Raw genomic sequence first — 15,232 nt, 5'->3', positions numbered from 1 at the left:
AAATACCATGAATTTCACGGTAACCGAACAAAAAATAATCAATGAAATTAGTAGGACATTAGATTCTATATCAACAGATGAAACAGAGGTACTAATAGAGCAGATTAAAAAAGCAGACAGAGTTTTCTTTGTAGGTGTAGGGCGCGTGCTATTATCTCTCCAGTCCATTGCGAAACGATTAGCCCACCTTGGTATTGACACAGTAGTTGTGGGAGAAATAACAGAGCCGGCAATCACAGAAAATGATTTATTAATTGTTGGCTCCGGCAGCGGCGAAAGTGCTTTCCCACTTGCAATTGCAAAAAAAGCAAAAGCTTTCCATGCAAAAGTTGCCCATATCGGTTCTAATCCGAACAGCTCTATGAAAGAAGTAACGGATTATTTTATTCGTATACCAGTTCAGACAAAACTGAATTTCTCAAATGAAATCGCTTCTATTCAGCCGATGACGAGCTTATTTGAACAATGTTTATTACTTTTGGGAGATACCATCGCGTTAATACTGATTGAAAATGAAGATATAGACATGAGTCAACTATGGGAATATCATGCCAATTTAGAGTAGGTGAAAAATAATGAAAGCAATTCATTTTGGAGCAGGAAATATCGGTAGAGGTTTCATCGGACAAGTATTACATGACAATAACTTTGAACTGATATTTATTGATACAAATAACACAATTATTGATCAATTAAATCAAGATAAAGGATATAACATTGAGTTATTAGATAGTAATCAAACACAAATTTATATAGACAATGTATCTGCTTTGCATAGCTTAAAAGAGGCTGACAAAGTCATTGAATTAATTGATGAAGGAGACATTATTACTACTTCTGTCGGAGCACATAACCTCGTTCATATTTCTCCAATTATCAAAAAAGGGTTAATAAAAAGAGCAGGCAAGAAAAAAACAATAAATATTTTAGCCAATGAAAATATGATTAACGCCAGTGATTTACTTAGAGAAGAAATCAAAAAGATATGTGATCCATTAGAATGGGACGTAATTGAGGAAACTGCATATTTTGCAAACACTTCCATTGATCGGCAGGCTCTTTCTAAAGAAACCAATGGGAAGCAAATCGCTATTGTAGAGCCCTATTACGAATGGATCATTGAGAAAAACAAACTTGATCCCAATGCAAACTATTCTTTGAAAAATGTAAAGATGGTTTCTAATATGAAGCCCTATATTGAGAGAAAACTATTTTTGGTAAACGCTTGTCATGCAGCTTTTGCGTATCTCGGATCTTTTTTTCATTATCATACTGTACAAGAATCGGTTAAGGACCAAAGAATAAACCGTCTAGTTAGGCAATTTTTAGATCAGAATATCGCTTACTTTGTTACAGAATATCAGATGAATGAATGTGAGCTAAAAAGTTTTGTAGATGAAACGATTGCACGTCAAGGTAACACAGCTTTATCTGATGATGTACACCGTGTAGGAAGATCTCCTAAACGTAAGCTAGGTCCTTTTGATCGTCTGATTTTTCCTATTAAAAAGTTAGATGAATTAAACCTTGAAAATGATAAAGGAAAACGTATTGCCGCAGCCGCTTACTGCTACCAAGACAAAAATGACAAGGAAGCTATTGAAATTCAAAACATGATTTCTGAACAAGGAATTATCGATACAGTGAAAAAAGTATCACAAGTTTCCGATGCTCAAGCTCAAGAACTATCTGAGATTTATTACGCTATCCATCATAATCGAGAAAATATTTTTTTGGAGGAGATATAACATGTTAAAAGAATATCTAGAAAATAATATTCATTTTTTACCTAATGTTTCCGATTGGAAACAAGGCATTAGAGAATCTGCACAGCCTTTACTAGAAAACGGGACAGTAGAGCCTAGATATGTAGATGCAATGATCCAAAATGTGATCGACAACGGGAACTACATCATTATTATTCCGGAAGTGGCTATTCCTCATGCTAGACATGAATACGGAGCTATGAAAACAGGTATCAGTTTCCTTAAATTAGAAGAACCTGTGCAATTTCCAGAAGAAAGCCCTGTCTATCTATTTTTCGCCTTAGCTTCAGAAACAAGCGATGGACATTTAGATATTCTAGCAGAATTAGGTGAAGTGTTAAGCGACCCTGATAAAGTAGAAGAACTGAAGCAGGCAAAAACTGCTTCAGAAGTATTGAATATTTTGGATGCTATTTAAGGAGGATGGCTGATATGGAGAATACAGAGAGCAAAAATAAAGTTTCACTAAGAGCTAAAGTGCAAGCATTTGGTGGTTTTTTAACAAACATGGTGTTACCTAATATTGGAGCTTTTATTGCTTGGGGACTCGCTACAGCACTGTTCATTCCAACAGGCTGGTTACCCAATGAAAATTTAAATGAATTAGTAGATCCAACCATTACTTACTTGCTGCCACTACTATTAGCTTATACCGGTGGACGTATGATTGGCGGACATCGTGGCGGTGTATTAGGTGCAATTGGTACAATGGGCGTTATTATTGGTTCAGATATCGCCATGTTTTTAGGGGCTATGGTAATTGGTCCTTTAGGTGGCTGGCTCATGAAGAAAATAGATAAGCTTCTTGAAAATAGAATGCCTGCAGGATTTGAAATGGTGATTAATAATTTCTCCATTGGCATTGTTGGTTTCATTTTAATGATTCTAGGTTATCTATTCATTGGTCCAGTTATTCAAGTACTGAATAACCTAGTAACAGTATCTGTTGAAGCCTTAGTATCTACTGGCTTATTACCATTACTGTCGATCATTAATGAACCGGCAAAAGTCTTATTCTTAAATAATGTGATTGATCAAGGTATCTACTATCCTTTAGGAATGCAGCAAAGTTTAGAAGTTGGTAAATCTATTTACTTCATGGTAGCTTCCAATCCTGGACCTGGTCTTGGTTTGCTATTAGCTTTTACATTATTCGGTGCAAAAACAGCGAGACGTACTGCTCCTGGAGCAATCATCATTCACTTTATAGGTGGTATTCATGAAATGTACTTTCCATACGTACTTATGAGACCATTAACGATTATTGCAATGATTTTAGGTGGTGTATCCGGTATTATTACTTTCCAACTATTTGATGCCGGTTTAGTTGCAGGGCCAAGTCCTGGTTCCATTATTTCTTACATGGCATTGACGCCAAGGGGGAATTTCATCGGAGTAATCGCCGGTGTAGTGGTTGCTACCATTGTATCTTTCTTAGTAACCTCTTTCATCTTAAAATCAGGCAAAGCAAATAACGACGATGATGATTTACAAACATCTATTGAGAAATCGAAAGCAATGAAAACAGAAGGAAAAAACCTTTCCACTCAAAAAGAGGATTCTTTGGCATCTGACAATGAAAACGCAAACAACAATTTACCATTCAAGAAAATATCGTTTGCATGCGATGCTGGTATGGGCAGCAGTGCTATGGGAGCAACAACATTCAGGCGTAAATTGCAAAAAGCCGGAATCACTGATGTAGAAGTTAAACACTATCGTATTGAAGATGCTCCTCAGGACAGCGAAGTAATTGTTGTTCATAAAGACTTAGTAGGAAGAACAAAACAGGCACATCCAAATACACGAATTATATCGTTAAACAGCTACCTCCAAGATCCTATTATTGACGAACTTATAGAAGAAGTTATTCAAAAGAAAGCTAAATCTTAGAATAAAGGGAGTAGAATCATCTGATTTTACTCCCTTTTTCAAATTGTGATGAACTATATGCTGGTATCTTCTATATAAATCCTTTTTACATGTAATTCAATATGCGTCCTAAACTCATTCTGATTTTTTCTATGCATCACACGATCCTTCTTTTCCCAATCCTCATCAATTTTACTTGATACTTTCAACGACCTGCTTAATTTCAAATAAATCAATGACTACCCGATCTGCTTTTGATTGATCGAAATCAAAACGTAATTCTTCTTTCGCAACTGTATACATTCCTGCTGCTTTCGCTGCTGTTATTCCATAAACAGAGTCTTCTATAACAAGACATTCCTCTGGAGCCATATTTAACTTTTCAGCAGCTGTTAAATAGATTTCCGGGTTGGGTTTTGATTCATTAAACATATCTCCACTTAGTACAACTTCAAAAAAATCATCTAAACCGCATTGGTTTATTACCTGATTGATTTTATTAATATTAGCAGATGAAGCTAATGCTACAGAATAATTTTGACTATTTAACCAAGACAAGATCTCTGTAGCCCCTTCATTTAACAATGTACTAAAGTCCATATCATTTCCATTATGATAATCGGTAAGCTCTTGATGAAAAGCATCTCTTGTTAAAATGCCTTCAAATCTATCTTCAAGCATTTTCCATGTTAATTTTGAGCTTGCTCCAACAATTTTATTAAGTTCCTTTCTGGGAAGGGATACTCCTTTGTATCTTAAAAATTCATCGTATCGCTTCAGTTGAACAGGTTCACTATCAATTAGAACTCCATCCATATCAAAGATAATTGCTTTGACCATTCTAGCTACCCTCCTTACTTCATTATCTGGTGATTTCTTTCATTGCTTGCATTTCTTCATCATTTCAGACATTTAATTCTTGCTTCAAATTATTACTAAAACGAAGAATAGTTGCAGCAATCGGGTGATCTTGTGGAAGACCAGTAACCTTTGTTACGGTCGACGCTAATCCATTTTCTTGAATTTCTTTTTGTAATTTTACTGCATTTAGATCACTTGGATCATCGTAAGAAAACGCACAGGCAATTGCATAAGCGAGAGGCTCAAAATCAATCCCATGTTTTTGGCAAAGAAGCGCTGTCCCAATTAATCTATCTTGTTTACCAAGTTTACGGATAGGGTCATAGGCAACACGACGAATAGAATCAGGAATTTCATTTTTAGCTTTTGGAAGGTACTCCAAATCCTTTAATTCTTCTCTCGTAATTGGATATTCCTCCATAACTGCTTTAACAATAAGATCATGAATCTCGTTCACTTTATTTCCTACTATTGGATCTGCAGATGCTTCTGGAATAGTTTTCATTCCTCTTAAATAACCCATATAAGCTGTTGCAGCATGTGGTCCATTAATCGTAAACACTTTGATATCTTTCAACATTTCTATATTATCTCGTAATTCAAGCCACTGCACATCATCGATAGGGTTATATACAGGAGACTGGATAAGTAAAGAAGCTACAGCAGTAGTTACTAAATCTGTTGAATAATTTGTCGGTGCATCTGTAGAACGACGAACAATAGAATCACGAAAAGCTACATTCTCTTTAAACCATGCTTTTGCAGCCTCCGAACTTAAATTATTTAGAAAATATCCTTTAATCTTTTCTATAATATGATTTTTATTAGTTAAACAAATAAGCGTCATCTTTTTTGTTGGATCTTTCTTCATTTGCTCTTCAAAACAAGGTGCTAAATAAGAAGCTGCTTCTTCAAAATCGCTTGGGTAGAGAGGAAGACATACCACATCCGTATTTAAAAAGAAATCCATGCAAGAATGATTATCATCACAGTCAAAAACATTGTAGCCTGATATCGTATTATTAATAATATCATCTGCGCTATGTACTTTTACTGTGAAAGTACCGGTTCGCTGTAACTCTTCTGTAACTCTTGGATCATTATCTAAAAAACCGATTTTCCATCCTGCGTTAAAGAAGGTTTCACCCAAAAATCCTTTCCCTAATCTTCCCGCTCCTACTATCAAAACCTGACTCATTTTATCATCACCTATTCTATTAATTTACTTTCAGATCAGTCATATCTGTATCTTTTGTAATTATTGCTGTTACTTTCTCTTTTTCTGCAACAACATAACTACTGTGTGTACCCAACTTTTCTTGCGTAACTAAGCAAACAGTCTCTGCTGAGACATGTAACATTTTTTGCTTAGTAGTACATTCGTCAGCAATTGCTGTACTAATTCCTATTTCATCATCAAAATTTGCTACACCCATAAAGTAAAGATCTGGGCGATATACATTTAATTCATTATTCGTTTTTGCCCCAATCATCACTAGAGATGGCTTATAAAGCTCTCCACCTAACGCAATCACTTTAATTTTGGGGTAGTCTTTAAGAAGCGTTAGTAAAGGAACATTATTAGTAATAATCGTACAATCAAGTTCCTTAGGTATTTGCTTAACCAATTCATAATTTGTTGTACCACCATCAATAAGTAATACTGTCCCAGGTTTAATAAGTTGAACGCCTCGTTTAGCTAAAGCAATTTTTTCTGCTAAGTTGGCATCAATACGTTGATTAAAATCTGTTACAGGGGGACCTATCTTCACTGCTCCACTATGAACACGTTTCAGAAACCCTTTTTGATTAAGCTCTCGCAAATCTCTCCGAATTGTATCTTCTGAAACATTTAAACGTGTGCTTAATTCGCTAGCAATCACCTTTTGCTCTTCATTTAAAATTTGTAAAATGACCTCTTGTCGGTCCACTTTCATAAAATTCCCTCCTGGTTTAAATACCTTTAAATAATATTATATCTGGAGGAGTATTTTAAGCGATACCCCCTAACATCTCTAGTATTTCTAGTTTGGTTTTAGCGTGGCGTATCTTTTCCACGTTAGCCTCATCACTGCATAAGATTGCAATTTGGCTTAACATCTCTAAATGCTCTCCATCTTTACCCGCAATACCAATAATAACGTAGGCTATTTCTTCTCCAAATGGTACACCCTCTGGCACTTGGATTAATGAAATCCCTGGCTTTAAGATCTCATCTGCTGAATCCTCTACTCCATGAGGAATTGCAACATTATTACCAATATAAGTCGTCACCAATTCTTCTCTAGCTTTCATATATTCAATATACTTCTCCGTGACGTAACCATTTTCTACTAATATTTTCCCACTTAATTCAATGGCATCGTTTCTCGTTTTCAGTTCCGTATTTAATAAAATATTTTCTTCTTTCAATATGCTTTCTATTTCAACCATTCTATTAGCTCCTTTTCCTAACTCGGATTCATTTCATCGTATCCCTCAATTATTCTGATGAGACTTTATCATTTTTTCTAGCATAAATAACATCCATTACATCGTCATACTCTGTATCTTTTAGAAAATTATTTACTGTTAAGAAATCGATATTTGCATTATCTACACTTAATTTAGCTCTTTCAAGCAACGATTCTAAAGTAACTATAATATCAGCATCTGAGGTCAACTTGTTTAAAGAAGAGTTAACTACCTCAATATCCTTAAAACCTTCTTTTATTACTCTTTTTCTTAAAACCGCTGCTCCCATCGCACTCGATCCCATTCCCGAATCACAGGCTACAATGATCTTACGGATAGGAGAATTAGACTGCGCATAAGCGTCTGCACCAATGCTATCTACACTCTCCACATCATTAGATCCTTTTTTGCTTTTCTTTTTCACAGTGACCTCTTCTGTCATATCTTCTTTTGGAGAACCAAATGTTTTTAGTAATCCCGCACCTATGGCAAATGCCACCAAGAAACCGATACCAATACCAACTATATTTGCAACAACAGCATCAGGCGGCGTCATCAGTCCTATCATAATTAAACTTCCTGGAGATGCAACACCTACCAGCCCTCCGCCTAGGATTTCTAAAATAAATAATGAAACACCAAGTCCTCCCATGGTAGCAAACAATAATATTGGATTTGCTAATACAAACGGAAAGTATACTTCACCAATTCCTCCAATTCCTGCAATTAACATAGCCATTGGAGCCATCTTTTTTGCTTTCCCTTTCCCAAAAATAGCAATAGCTAAAAGTGTTCCTAATAATGGACCGTTGTTTGTGTCCACGAGAAACATAAGCGATTTGCCAAGCTCTGCAGCTTCTTGAAATCCAAGAGGTGCCAAAATCCCATGGTTGACTGCATTATTTAAAAACAAGACCTGTGCAGGTGCCATAAATATAGATAACAAAGGAAATACGTTCTGTTCCACAATCCAGTTAATTCCTGAAGCCATAACACTTAATAAGCCACCCATCGCTGGGCCAACGGAAATAAAACCAAACAAAGCGATACCTGCTCCTATTAATCCTAAGGAGAAATTGTCAACTAGCATCTCAAAGCCAGGCTTAATTTTTCCAGCAAATAAACCGTCTACTTTTTTCAATATCCAAGCAGCTAATGGAGCTATGATCATGGCCCCAATAAACATCGTAACATCGGCTCCAACAATAACACCCATCGTCGACAATGCCCCTATAACTCCACCACGCTGACCATGAATATTATAACCAGCTGTATAACCAACTAATAAAGGTAATAAATATATAAGTATAGGTTCAACCATTTGGCTTAGATTTTCATTTGGAAACCACCCATTCGGAATGAATAATGCTGCAAGAATACCCCAACCTACAAACGCTCCCAGGTTAGGCATTACCATATTACTTAAATACCCGCCAAATTTTCTGATTTTCTCTAATATTTTTGAGTTTTTAACTGCTTTTCCCTGTGCCACATTGAAGCCTCCTTTTATTTTATAAGGAAATCATAATTCGTTTTTTGTATGATTAGTTACTTCAGATATGAACTTCCTTAAAGTTTATATGCAAAGCTAAATCAAAGAACTACATGGAATAGGGTGGTATATCGCTTTTTATCTTTCAAACTTGGCTACCTATTCTTCTTGATAAAGTGATTAAAAAATATATTTCAACTTGCATTATTGAATGAGATATACCACTCTGATCTACATACATTAAAGGAAACAGCTTCACTCAAAAAGAAGTCATAGAACATTTTTAAATATTCACTCTATCGTGACTGCCAGGTAAAATGTACATAGTTCATTTAAAACCATATATACCTTATTTAGTAATGCAGGATTTAAGAAAACTTTTATCCCCTAGACTTCCCGCCAGTAATATTAATTGTTGTTCCCGTAATGTAGGAGGAATGATCTGAGACCAGGTATGAAATAAGATCCGCTACTTCCTCCAGTTTTCCAGGTCTTCCAAGAGGAATAATTTTTGTATAATCGGAAACGGTCTCCTCAACTTTCGTACCTCTTGCATAAGCTAAAGCTTTAAAATTCTCGTCATTATTCATTGGCGTTCGTTCATTAATTCCTGGAGCAACTCCCACCACTCGAATACCTAAATGACCAAGCTCTTTTGCCCAAGATAATGTAAACGCATGAACTGCAGCCTTTGTAGCAGAATAAACGCTCTGTCCTTTTGATCCTTCAATCCCAGCTTCTGAAGACATGTTAACGATAACTCCTGAATTTTGAGTTGCCATTTGTTTAGCAACAGCTTGGCTGCAAAGGAATACTCCTTTTTGATTGACGTTTACCATAAAATCAAAATCTTCTTCTGTAAGTTCATATCCATCTTCTGTTCCATGGTAATCTACAAGTAAACGAGGCCTGCTAACTCCTGCATTATTTACCAATCCATCTATTTTTCCATATTTATCAACAACTGTTTGCACCATTCTGTTAACGCTTTCTTTTTGAGCAACATTACATTCTACGAAAAGAATATCTTTATTAAATTTAAACTTATCGTTTTCATGTAAATCTGCTATAACAACTTGTGCGCCATTATCACATAAATTTTCTACCATTCTCTCGCCAATTCCAGAACTTCCACCGGTAACTATAATTACTTTCTTTTCAAGATTAATCCATTTCTTACTCATTTAACTCATCCCTTCTATTCAAAAAATTCACTTGCATGTTTTTGCGCTAAAATAATTGAAAATAATTATTTTTTATATAATATAATATAAAACAAGAAAAATCAAGCACTTTTTGCATGATTTTTCTTGTTTTACTACAAGGATTAAAATAGCTTCTTTTTTATTTTCCTATAAACATCAAAAAAGAAATCCAAATACGCTCAAATTCTTACCACAGAACTTGACCTTAGTACCTGAATTCCCCATTTCATTCCATTTGCATATCAAAAAGTTCCTGCTTCCCTATGACTGTGGTTCAAACAAAACATGATACACCCCGGAAATCCTGATCTTTTGCCCTTCCCTCAATGTAACATCGATATCGGGCTCCAGCGGATTAACCAGAACTTCAAAAACCTTTGGCGATTCCCCTTCTTCAAAAATTTCCAAATACCCCGCTGCATCTCCTTCTTCAAGGGCAATTGAATAACTTCCAGGTTCTATACCTTTTCCAACTTCTGAAATACCTGCCGTTAATTCATTCGAAATATGTGTATCTTCCGGAGTCAAAATAAGCTCTCAATACCATCCGCATAGACAGTGTGAGAACCATTTAAATCGACAACGATAGGTCCCTGATCTAATAGCGTCTCCATTTATATCAAAAGAATCGGCAGTTTCCATCCCAGGTAACACTAAAAACAATACGTCACGATAAGACTAATCAACGCAATAATAAATAATACATTCTTTTAGCTCCGAAACATCATTTTGAACTCATATATTAGTATGGATATAGTCATCCATAAGTCACCTTTTGATACGAAATAAGCGTTTTTTATCCAATTTTTGAAAAAACAGAAAAATCACATGTCTTTCACAGTGTATCTTAATACTTATAAATCGTGAATAGAATTGAAAAAATCAAAATTTTTACATAGTTCTATATAGATTGCTTTAGTTGGCATTAAAATATATGTACTTTCTACTTTAACAGAAATAGTTACATAGCTTATTTTAAATATTTTATCTCTTAATAAAAGGAAATTATATTTTTAGGAAAAGGATTCAGAATGATTTAGGTCAAATTTCTATATATATGTAATAAGCAACCATTTTTAACAAAGTAAATCATTATAAAAATGGTTGCTGGTTAATGTTCTCTTCTTTGATAAGCATTCAATATTTTCTTCTAGTTACTTGTGTACGTTTTAAAACCTTCTAAAGCTTCGTCAAGATTTTCCTCGGTCAATGGATTTACACTATTTAATGCATGACTTCCATAAGCCAGTAAAGCTACTTCTTCAATTGCTTCAGCTCTTCTATAAGCATCAGCTAATGTATCTCCAACAGCTACAACTCCATGATTAGCTAATAATACACCATTTGCGTCTCCGAGTGTTGCTACAGCATATTTTGCAAGCGATTCAGATCCATATCTAGCATACGGAGCAACTGAAACTTCTCTTCCAATATCTGCAATGACATAATGTACAGGGGGAATAGGCTTATGAGCACAAGCAAACATGGTAGCATAGGTAGAGTGCGTGTGGACTATCGCTTTTATTTCTTCTTTTTGTAAATAGATATTTGTATGCATCGGTGTTTCCGAGGACGGCTTACGATGCCCCTTTACAATTTCTCCTGTTGTAAGATCTACTTCCAACACATCTTCTTCAGTCATTTCATTATAAGGAAGCGCAGATGGTGTAATATACATTATATTGCCTTCTCTGACACTTACATTTCCTGCTGTTCCTACCACTAGTCCAGTTTCATAACACTGTTTTGCTATTTTTACGACTTCTCTTTGAATAGACATTATCTCTCACTTCCTTCGTTTTTATTTAAACTATTCACGACATTTCTATCATGTACGACTTCTAATTAATATCTCTAAAACGAGTTATCTTTTGATTGGTACAACAGCTAGAGAATTCTTTTATCTTGCTAGCTTTTTGAAAACTTCACGATAAATAGAAACGTTACCTATTTTCAAATGTAAAATTTTTCATCTCTGCTATCCCACCTTACACATGATTATTTATAGATTAAAGATACCCTCCGCGGGAGTATTTACTCCAATGTTGTCAGGTTAATCGACCGCTACGGAAAAACACTACGCTTTCCGTGGGCTTGAGCTCAGCCTCCTCGAAAAAAGAAGTTCACTTTTTTCTCCGGGGTCTTCCCACTGCGCTTTCCCACAGGAGTCTACGTGTTTTTCCTCCGCTAGATAGTTTTTTTGCCATCTATCTGTAACCAATATAATATTTAAAAAATTTATTAACCTGACAACATTGGTATTTACTCTCCTCCCACGGAAAATAAAGAGTCCAGCAGGTAGATCACCTGATTTTACTCTAATTATGAAGAAACATAAGCTAATACAGCATCTTCTATTCATCTAAATTGTAATTATAGTCTTTCTGAAAATTGATATCCTCACCAACTTTTGAAAGAAGGTACATTTTGTAAGCAACATAAGCATTGTATTCAATTCTCTCAACCATATCATATGCTTTTTCAAGTGACTTATCCGCTACTAACAGACCATGTCTTTCTAATAATAATCCAGCAGGTATTTTATCTGGATCACGTTCTACAATGGTTTCTCTTACTAATGCTGCTAATTCTGGAGTAGTTGCTGGACGATAATCTAGACATGGGATATTACCAACTTTCTGAGTAGCTTCCGTAATATTTGGCATATCTTTTCCCATACTTGCCCAAATCATAGATTCTTTGGCATGTGCATGAATAACACAGTTAATAGCCGGGTTCTCTTCATAACAAGCCATATGCATGTTGATTTCTCTTGTTAACCTTCCTTCACCCTCGATAATATTCAACTCTTTATCGACCACCAAAATTTGAAACGGACTCAAATCACAACGATAGTTTTGAGACATTAAAGTAGGTGTCATAATAAAATGCTCATCACTAACTTTTAGACTAAGATTTCCTCCCGCTGCATTCGTTTGAAATCTATCAAACATTGACTTTACGATTTCACACATTGTTTTTCTTTCTTCTGAATATAGCATTATCTCACCTCATATATTTTTAAATTATTTTCAATAAACTCAAAATTATCCTTATTTATTTGGCAGCTACTGTAATGTTGTACTTTACTCGCGGAACAGAGAACTCCCCACTTGACCCTATCGGATACATCATATCCATTTGCAACGCCATAAATATAACCGGTTACAAACGCATCTCCTGCTCCTGTATCACTCTTCACTTCTACTTTAGGAGGAATGGCTTGATAAAACGTGTTCTCTACCTTATATAGCGCGCCTTCAGAACCTAAACTGCATACCGCGTTTGGCACTTTGTCACAAATACGATTTAATTTTTGATGAACAGGCTCATCTCCTGGAAATAAATCATTAATCTCATGCTTATTTGGTTTCACAAAATCTATATTTTCTTCGATAGCTACATTTAAATATTCGCTTGCCACATCACATGCAACATAAGCCTTTTGTTCCTTCAATAGACGAATAAGATATCTAAAATCTCCAACGGAAAATCCTTGTGCTGGTTTTCCAACAACAGCAATATCGTCTGGGCAAATGTTTTCTTTGACATATGCATACATTTTTTCTTTATCATTATCTGAAACTTTTAATCCTCTTTCCGTTATCATATAACTGCCACCACTATTATTAACCACAATAATACTTTCTCGTGTCCGTTGCTCAGCTATATCGATAAATTCATGATTCATCTGATATCTATCAAAGATGGCTACTAACTCTGCTTTATTTAACTCTCCTGAAAACCCAGTTGCTTTATTAGCCGTATCACCAAGTTGTTCTAAAATAGCCGATACATGCGTTGGTTTCCCTCCGAGATCAACGTATTTTTCCCTTGTTATATTATTTTTTTCATGGGTTAAATCACCTTCAAGATAAACAATTATGTCTATCGCAGGATTGGGTGTAATCGTGTAAATCAACGAATTATCCCTCCTTCTCTGATAATCTTTCTCTCATCTTTCCAAATCTGCTTTTATATGCAGAAAATAAAACATCCTCTGCATAAAATTTAACTAGAATACTAATAATAAAAGCCATGAACCACATACTTAAATCTTTTGTGAAAAAGCCAATTACCATTAGCAAAAACGCTAATACAACCATAAAGGACCAAAATAGCTTCGATTTTAAAATAAAGTTCAATGATCTCACTCTTTCATGTTTATATTATTTTTCTACTTCACTAAAATACTTTGCATTATCTTTCTTCCTTCCAAAGTAGAATAGAATGAACAATCCAATCCATACGATAGCACCTAAGATTCCCCACCATTCTCCTGCCATGGCATTTGCAAACACTAATTTAAATTCACCATTTTCAATCGTGCTCCATGTAAGCATACTGCCAGCTTCTACATTTACTGCTCCTGTTTCATTTGCCAGCCTTGTTATATAAGGAGCAAAATATGTGGATATATATAAGAAAACAGGTGCGGTAATAACACCATATATAATGGATCGTACAAGATTTCCTCTCGTTAGTAAGACTACTGCGACACAAACAGATAGGTTGACAATTCCTCCAAATGGTAATACTGCATTCCCTGGTAGTACGACGGAGAACAATAGTAATACAGGAATAATAACGATCGCAGATACCCAAATTTCATTTCTACCTGCTAGAATCGGCCAATCTAAACCTATAAATATCTCTCTGTCACCAAAACGTTTTTTCATAAATTCAGAGATGGCATCAGAAATAGGTGAAAGCGCTTGCATGAATAATTTAGATACCATCGGAAATAAAGTTAAAGCTGTGGCTGCTTGAATCCCTAAAACAAGTGAATCTTGTAAACCATAGTTTGCTGCTAGCCCTAATAAAAATCCAATAAGACCACCCATAATATGATTTTCTGCAAATACACCAAGTTTATCTCTTAATGCCTCCGCATCCATCTTTTTATTTAAGAAAGGGACTCTATCCATTAATTTATCAATCGGATAAAGCAATGAAGCGATAATTGTCATATGGTGTGGTACAGTAACCCCGGGTATTCCTGTTAGATCTTCTACTTCTTTTCCCCAAATGTCACCAATCTTCAGCTCAATAACAACCTGGATACTAGCAACAATGAAGCCTAAAACTACACTACCGGAAAGAAATATAACCAAAATGGCAGTAAATATTTTCCCCCACACATTCCACATGTCTACATTCAGTGTTTTGGTCCATTTGAAGGCCAGCATAACAACATTAATCCCGACTGTAATTGGGAACATAAGAAACGCTAAAGGCCAAGACCATGTAATTGCAGCAGCTGTAGTCCACCCACCATCAACAGCATTTAAATTAATACCCGTATTTTCAGCAAATGATTGTGCAGCCGGACTGATGGAAGCTAGCATAAAATCAACAACCAATGACATACCGGAAAAGGCTACCCCAAATATAATTGCTGCACTTAGTGCATCTTTAAATTTCATTCGGGCTATAAGCCCAATAACTAACATAATTAAAGGGACAAATACAGGAGCGCCCATGTCTAAAATATACTCAACAATATTTTGCAAAAAATCCATTTGTCTTCTCCTTTCTTTACTCTGCAGATAAAAAAGCATAAAACTTTTCTACTGTATAAG

At 35.3% G+C, this 15,232-nt stretch carries 15 protein-coding genes; 4 read left to right on the top strand and 11 right to left on the bottom strand.

Annotated elements, in window-relative coordinates:
- The first annotated feature begins 7 nt into the window (after positions 1-7).
- Genes hxlB through BN986_RS01380 form a run of 4 tightly spaced genes read left to right on the top strand, consistent with a single transcriptional unit; the run spans position 8 to position 3,659 of the window.
- Positions 8-565, top strand: a complete 558-nt coding sequence (gene hxlB / locus BN986_RS01395) for a 6-phospho-3-hexuloisomerase (protein WP_040977862.1) — start codon at positions 8-10, stop codon at positions 563-565.
- A gap of 10 nt (positions 566-575) precedes the next feature.
- The gene (locus BN986_RS01390; protein WP_040977861.1) at positions 576-1,748 is read left to right on the top strand and encodes a mannitol-1-phosphate 5-dehydrogenase; all 1,173 of its coding nucleotides are present in this window, start codon (positions 576-578) and stop codon (positions 1,746-1,748) included.
- 1 nt (position 1,749) lies between these two features.
- Positions 1,750-2,184 carry a PTS sugar transporter subunit IIA gene (locus BN986_RS01385; protein WP_040977860.1) on the top strand — a complete coding sequence of 145 codons (435 nt, stop codon included), beginning with the start codon at positions 1,750-1,752 and terminating at the stop codon, positions 2,182-2,184.
- Between the two features lie 14 nt (positions 2,185-2,198).
- Positions 2,199-3,659: a PTS mannitol transporter subunit IIBC gene (locus BN986_RS01380; protein ID WP_040977859.1), complete on the top strand. Its 1,461-nt coding sequence runs from the start codon at positions 2,199-2,201 to the stop codon at positions 3,657-3,659.
- A 171-nt stretch (positions 3,660-3,830) separates the two neighbouring features.
- On the opposite strand, the gene BN986_RS01375 is transcribed toward BN986_RS01380, so the two are convergent.
- The 11 genes from BN986_RS01375 to BN986_RS01320 all read right to left on the bottom strand — a co-directional run bounded on the left by BN986_RS01375 (position 3,831) and on the right by BN986_RS01320 (position 15,172).
- Complete coding sequence (locus BN986_RS01375) at positions 3,831-4,478, bottom strand: HAD family hydrolase (RefSeq protein ID WP_040977858.1); 648 nt, start codon at positions 4,476-4,478, stop codon at positions 3,831-3,833.
- 64 nt (positions 4,479-4,542) lie between these two features.
- Positions 4,543-5,697, bottom strand: coding sequence for a mannitol dehydrogenase family protein (locus BN986_RS01370; RefSeq protein WP_040977857.1), 1,155 nt, complete (start codon positions 5,695-5,697; stop codon positions 4,543-4,545).
- 19 nt (positions 5,698-5,716) lie between these two features.
- A complete protein-coding gene (locus tag BN986_RS01365; RefSeq protein ID WP_040977856.1) occupies positions 5,717-6,436 on the bottom strand; it encodes a DeoR/GlpR family DNA-binding transcription regulator in 720 nt (239 codons plus the stop codon).
- A gap of 55 nt (positions 6,437-6,491) precedes the next feature.
- Positions 6,492-6,932, bottom strand: a complete 441-nt coding sequence (locus tag BN986_RS01360; protein WP_040977855.1) for a PTS mannitol transporter subunit IIA — start codon at positions 6,930-6,932, stop codon at positions 6,492-6,494.
- Between the two features lie 49 nt (positions 6,933-6,981).
- The gene (locus BN986_RS01355; RefSeq protein WP_040977854.1) at positions 6,982-8,445 is read right to left on the bottom strand and encodes a PTS transporter subunit EIIC; all 1,464 of its coding nucleotides are present in this window, start codon (positions 8,443-8,445) and stop codon (positions 6,982-6,984) included.
- Between the two features lie 380 nt (positions 8,446-8,825).
- Positions 8,826-9,629, bottom strand: a complete 804-nt coding sequence (locus BN986_RS01350; protein WP_040977853.1) for an SDR family oxidoreductase — start codon at positions 9,627-9,629, stop codon at positions 8,826-8,828.
- A 282-nt stretch (positions 9,630-9,911) separates the two neighbouring features.
- Entirely contained in the window at positions 9,912-10,178 is a 267-nt protein-coding gene (locus tag BN986_RS01345) for a hypothetical protein (protein WP_040977852.1), read from the bottom strand.
- 622 nt (positions 10,179-10,800) lie between these two features.
- On the bottom strand, positions 10,801-11,430 hold the full coding sequence (locus BN986_RS01340; RefSeq protein WP_040977851.1) for a class II aldolase/adducin family protein: 630 nt from the start codon (positions 11,428-11,430) through the stop codon (positions 10,801-10,803).
- A 574-nt stretch (positions 11,431-12,004) separates the two neighbouring features.
- Positions 12,005-12,652, bottom strand: coding sequence for a class II aldolase/adducin family protein (locus BN986_RS01335; RefSeq protein ID WP_040977850.1), 648 nt, complete (start codon positions 12,650-12,652; stop codon positions 12,005-12,007).
- Entirely contained in the window at positions 12,652-13,572 is a 921-nt protein-coding gene (locus BN986_RS01330) for a 1-phosphofructokinase family hexose kinase (RefSeq protein ID WP_040977849.1), read from the bottom strand. Before BN986_RS01330 ends, BN986_RS01335 begins: the two co-directional genes overlap by 1 nt.
- A gap of 247 nt (positions 13,573-13,819) precedes the next feature.
- Positions 13,820-15,172, bottom strand: coding sequence for a PTS galactitol transporter subunit IIC (locus BN986_RS01320; protein ID WP_040977847.1), 1,353 nt, complete (start codon positions 15,170-15,172; stop codon positions 13,820-13,822).
- Positions 15,173-15,232: the final 60 nt, after the last annotated feature.

The organism is Oceanobacillus jeddahensis (assembly GCF_000750635.1).
In the GTDB taxonomy this organism is placed as follows: domain Bacteria; phylum Bacillota; class Bacilli; order Bacillales; family Amphibacillaceae; genus Oceanobacillus; species Oceanobacillus jeddahense.
The sequence above is the reverse complement of the archived record's forward strand: the minus strand, read 5'-3'. Positions and strand labels throughout refer to the sequence as shown.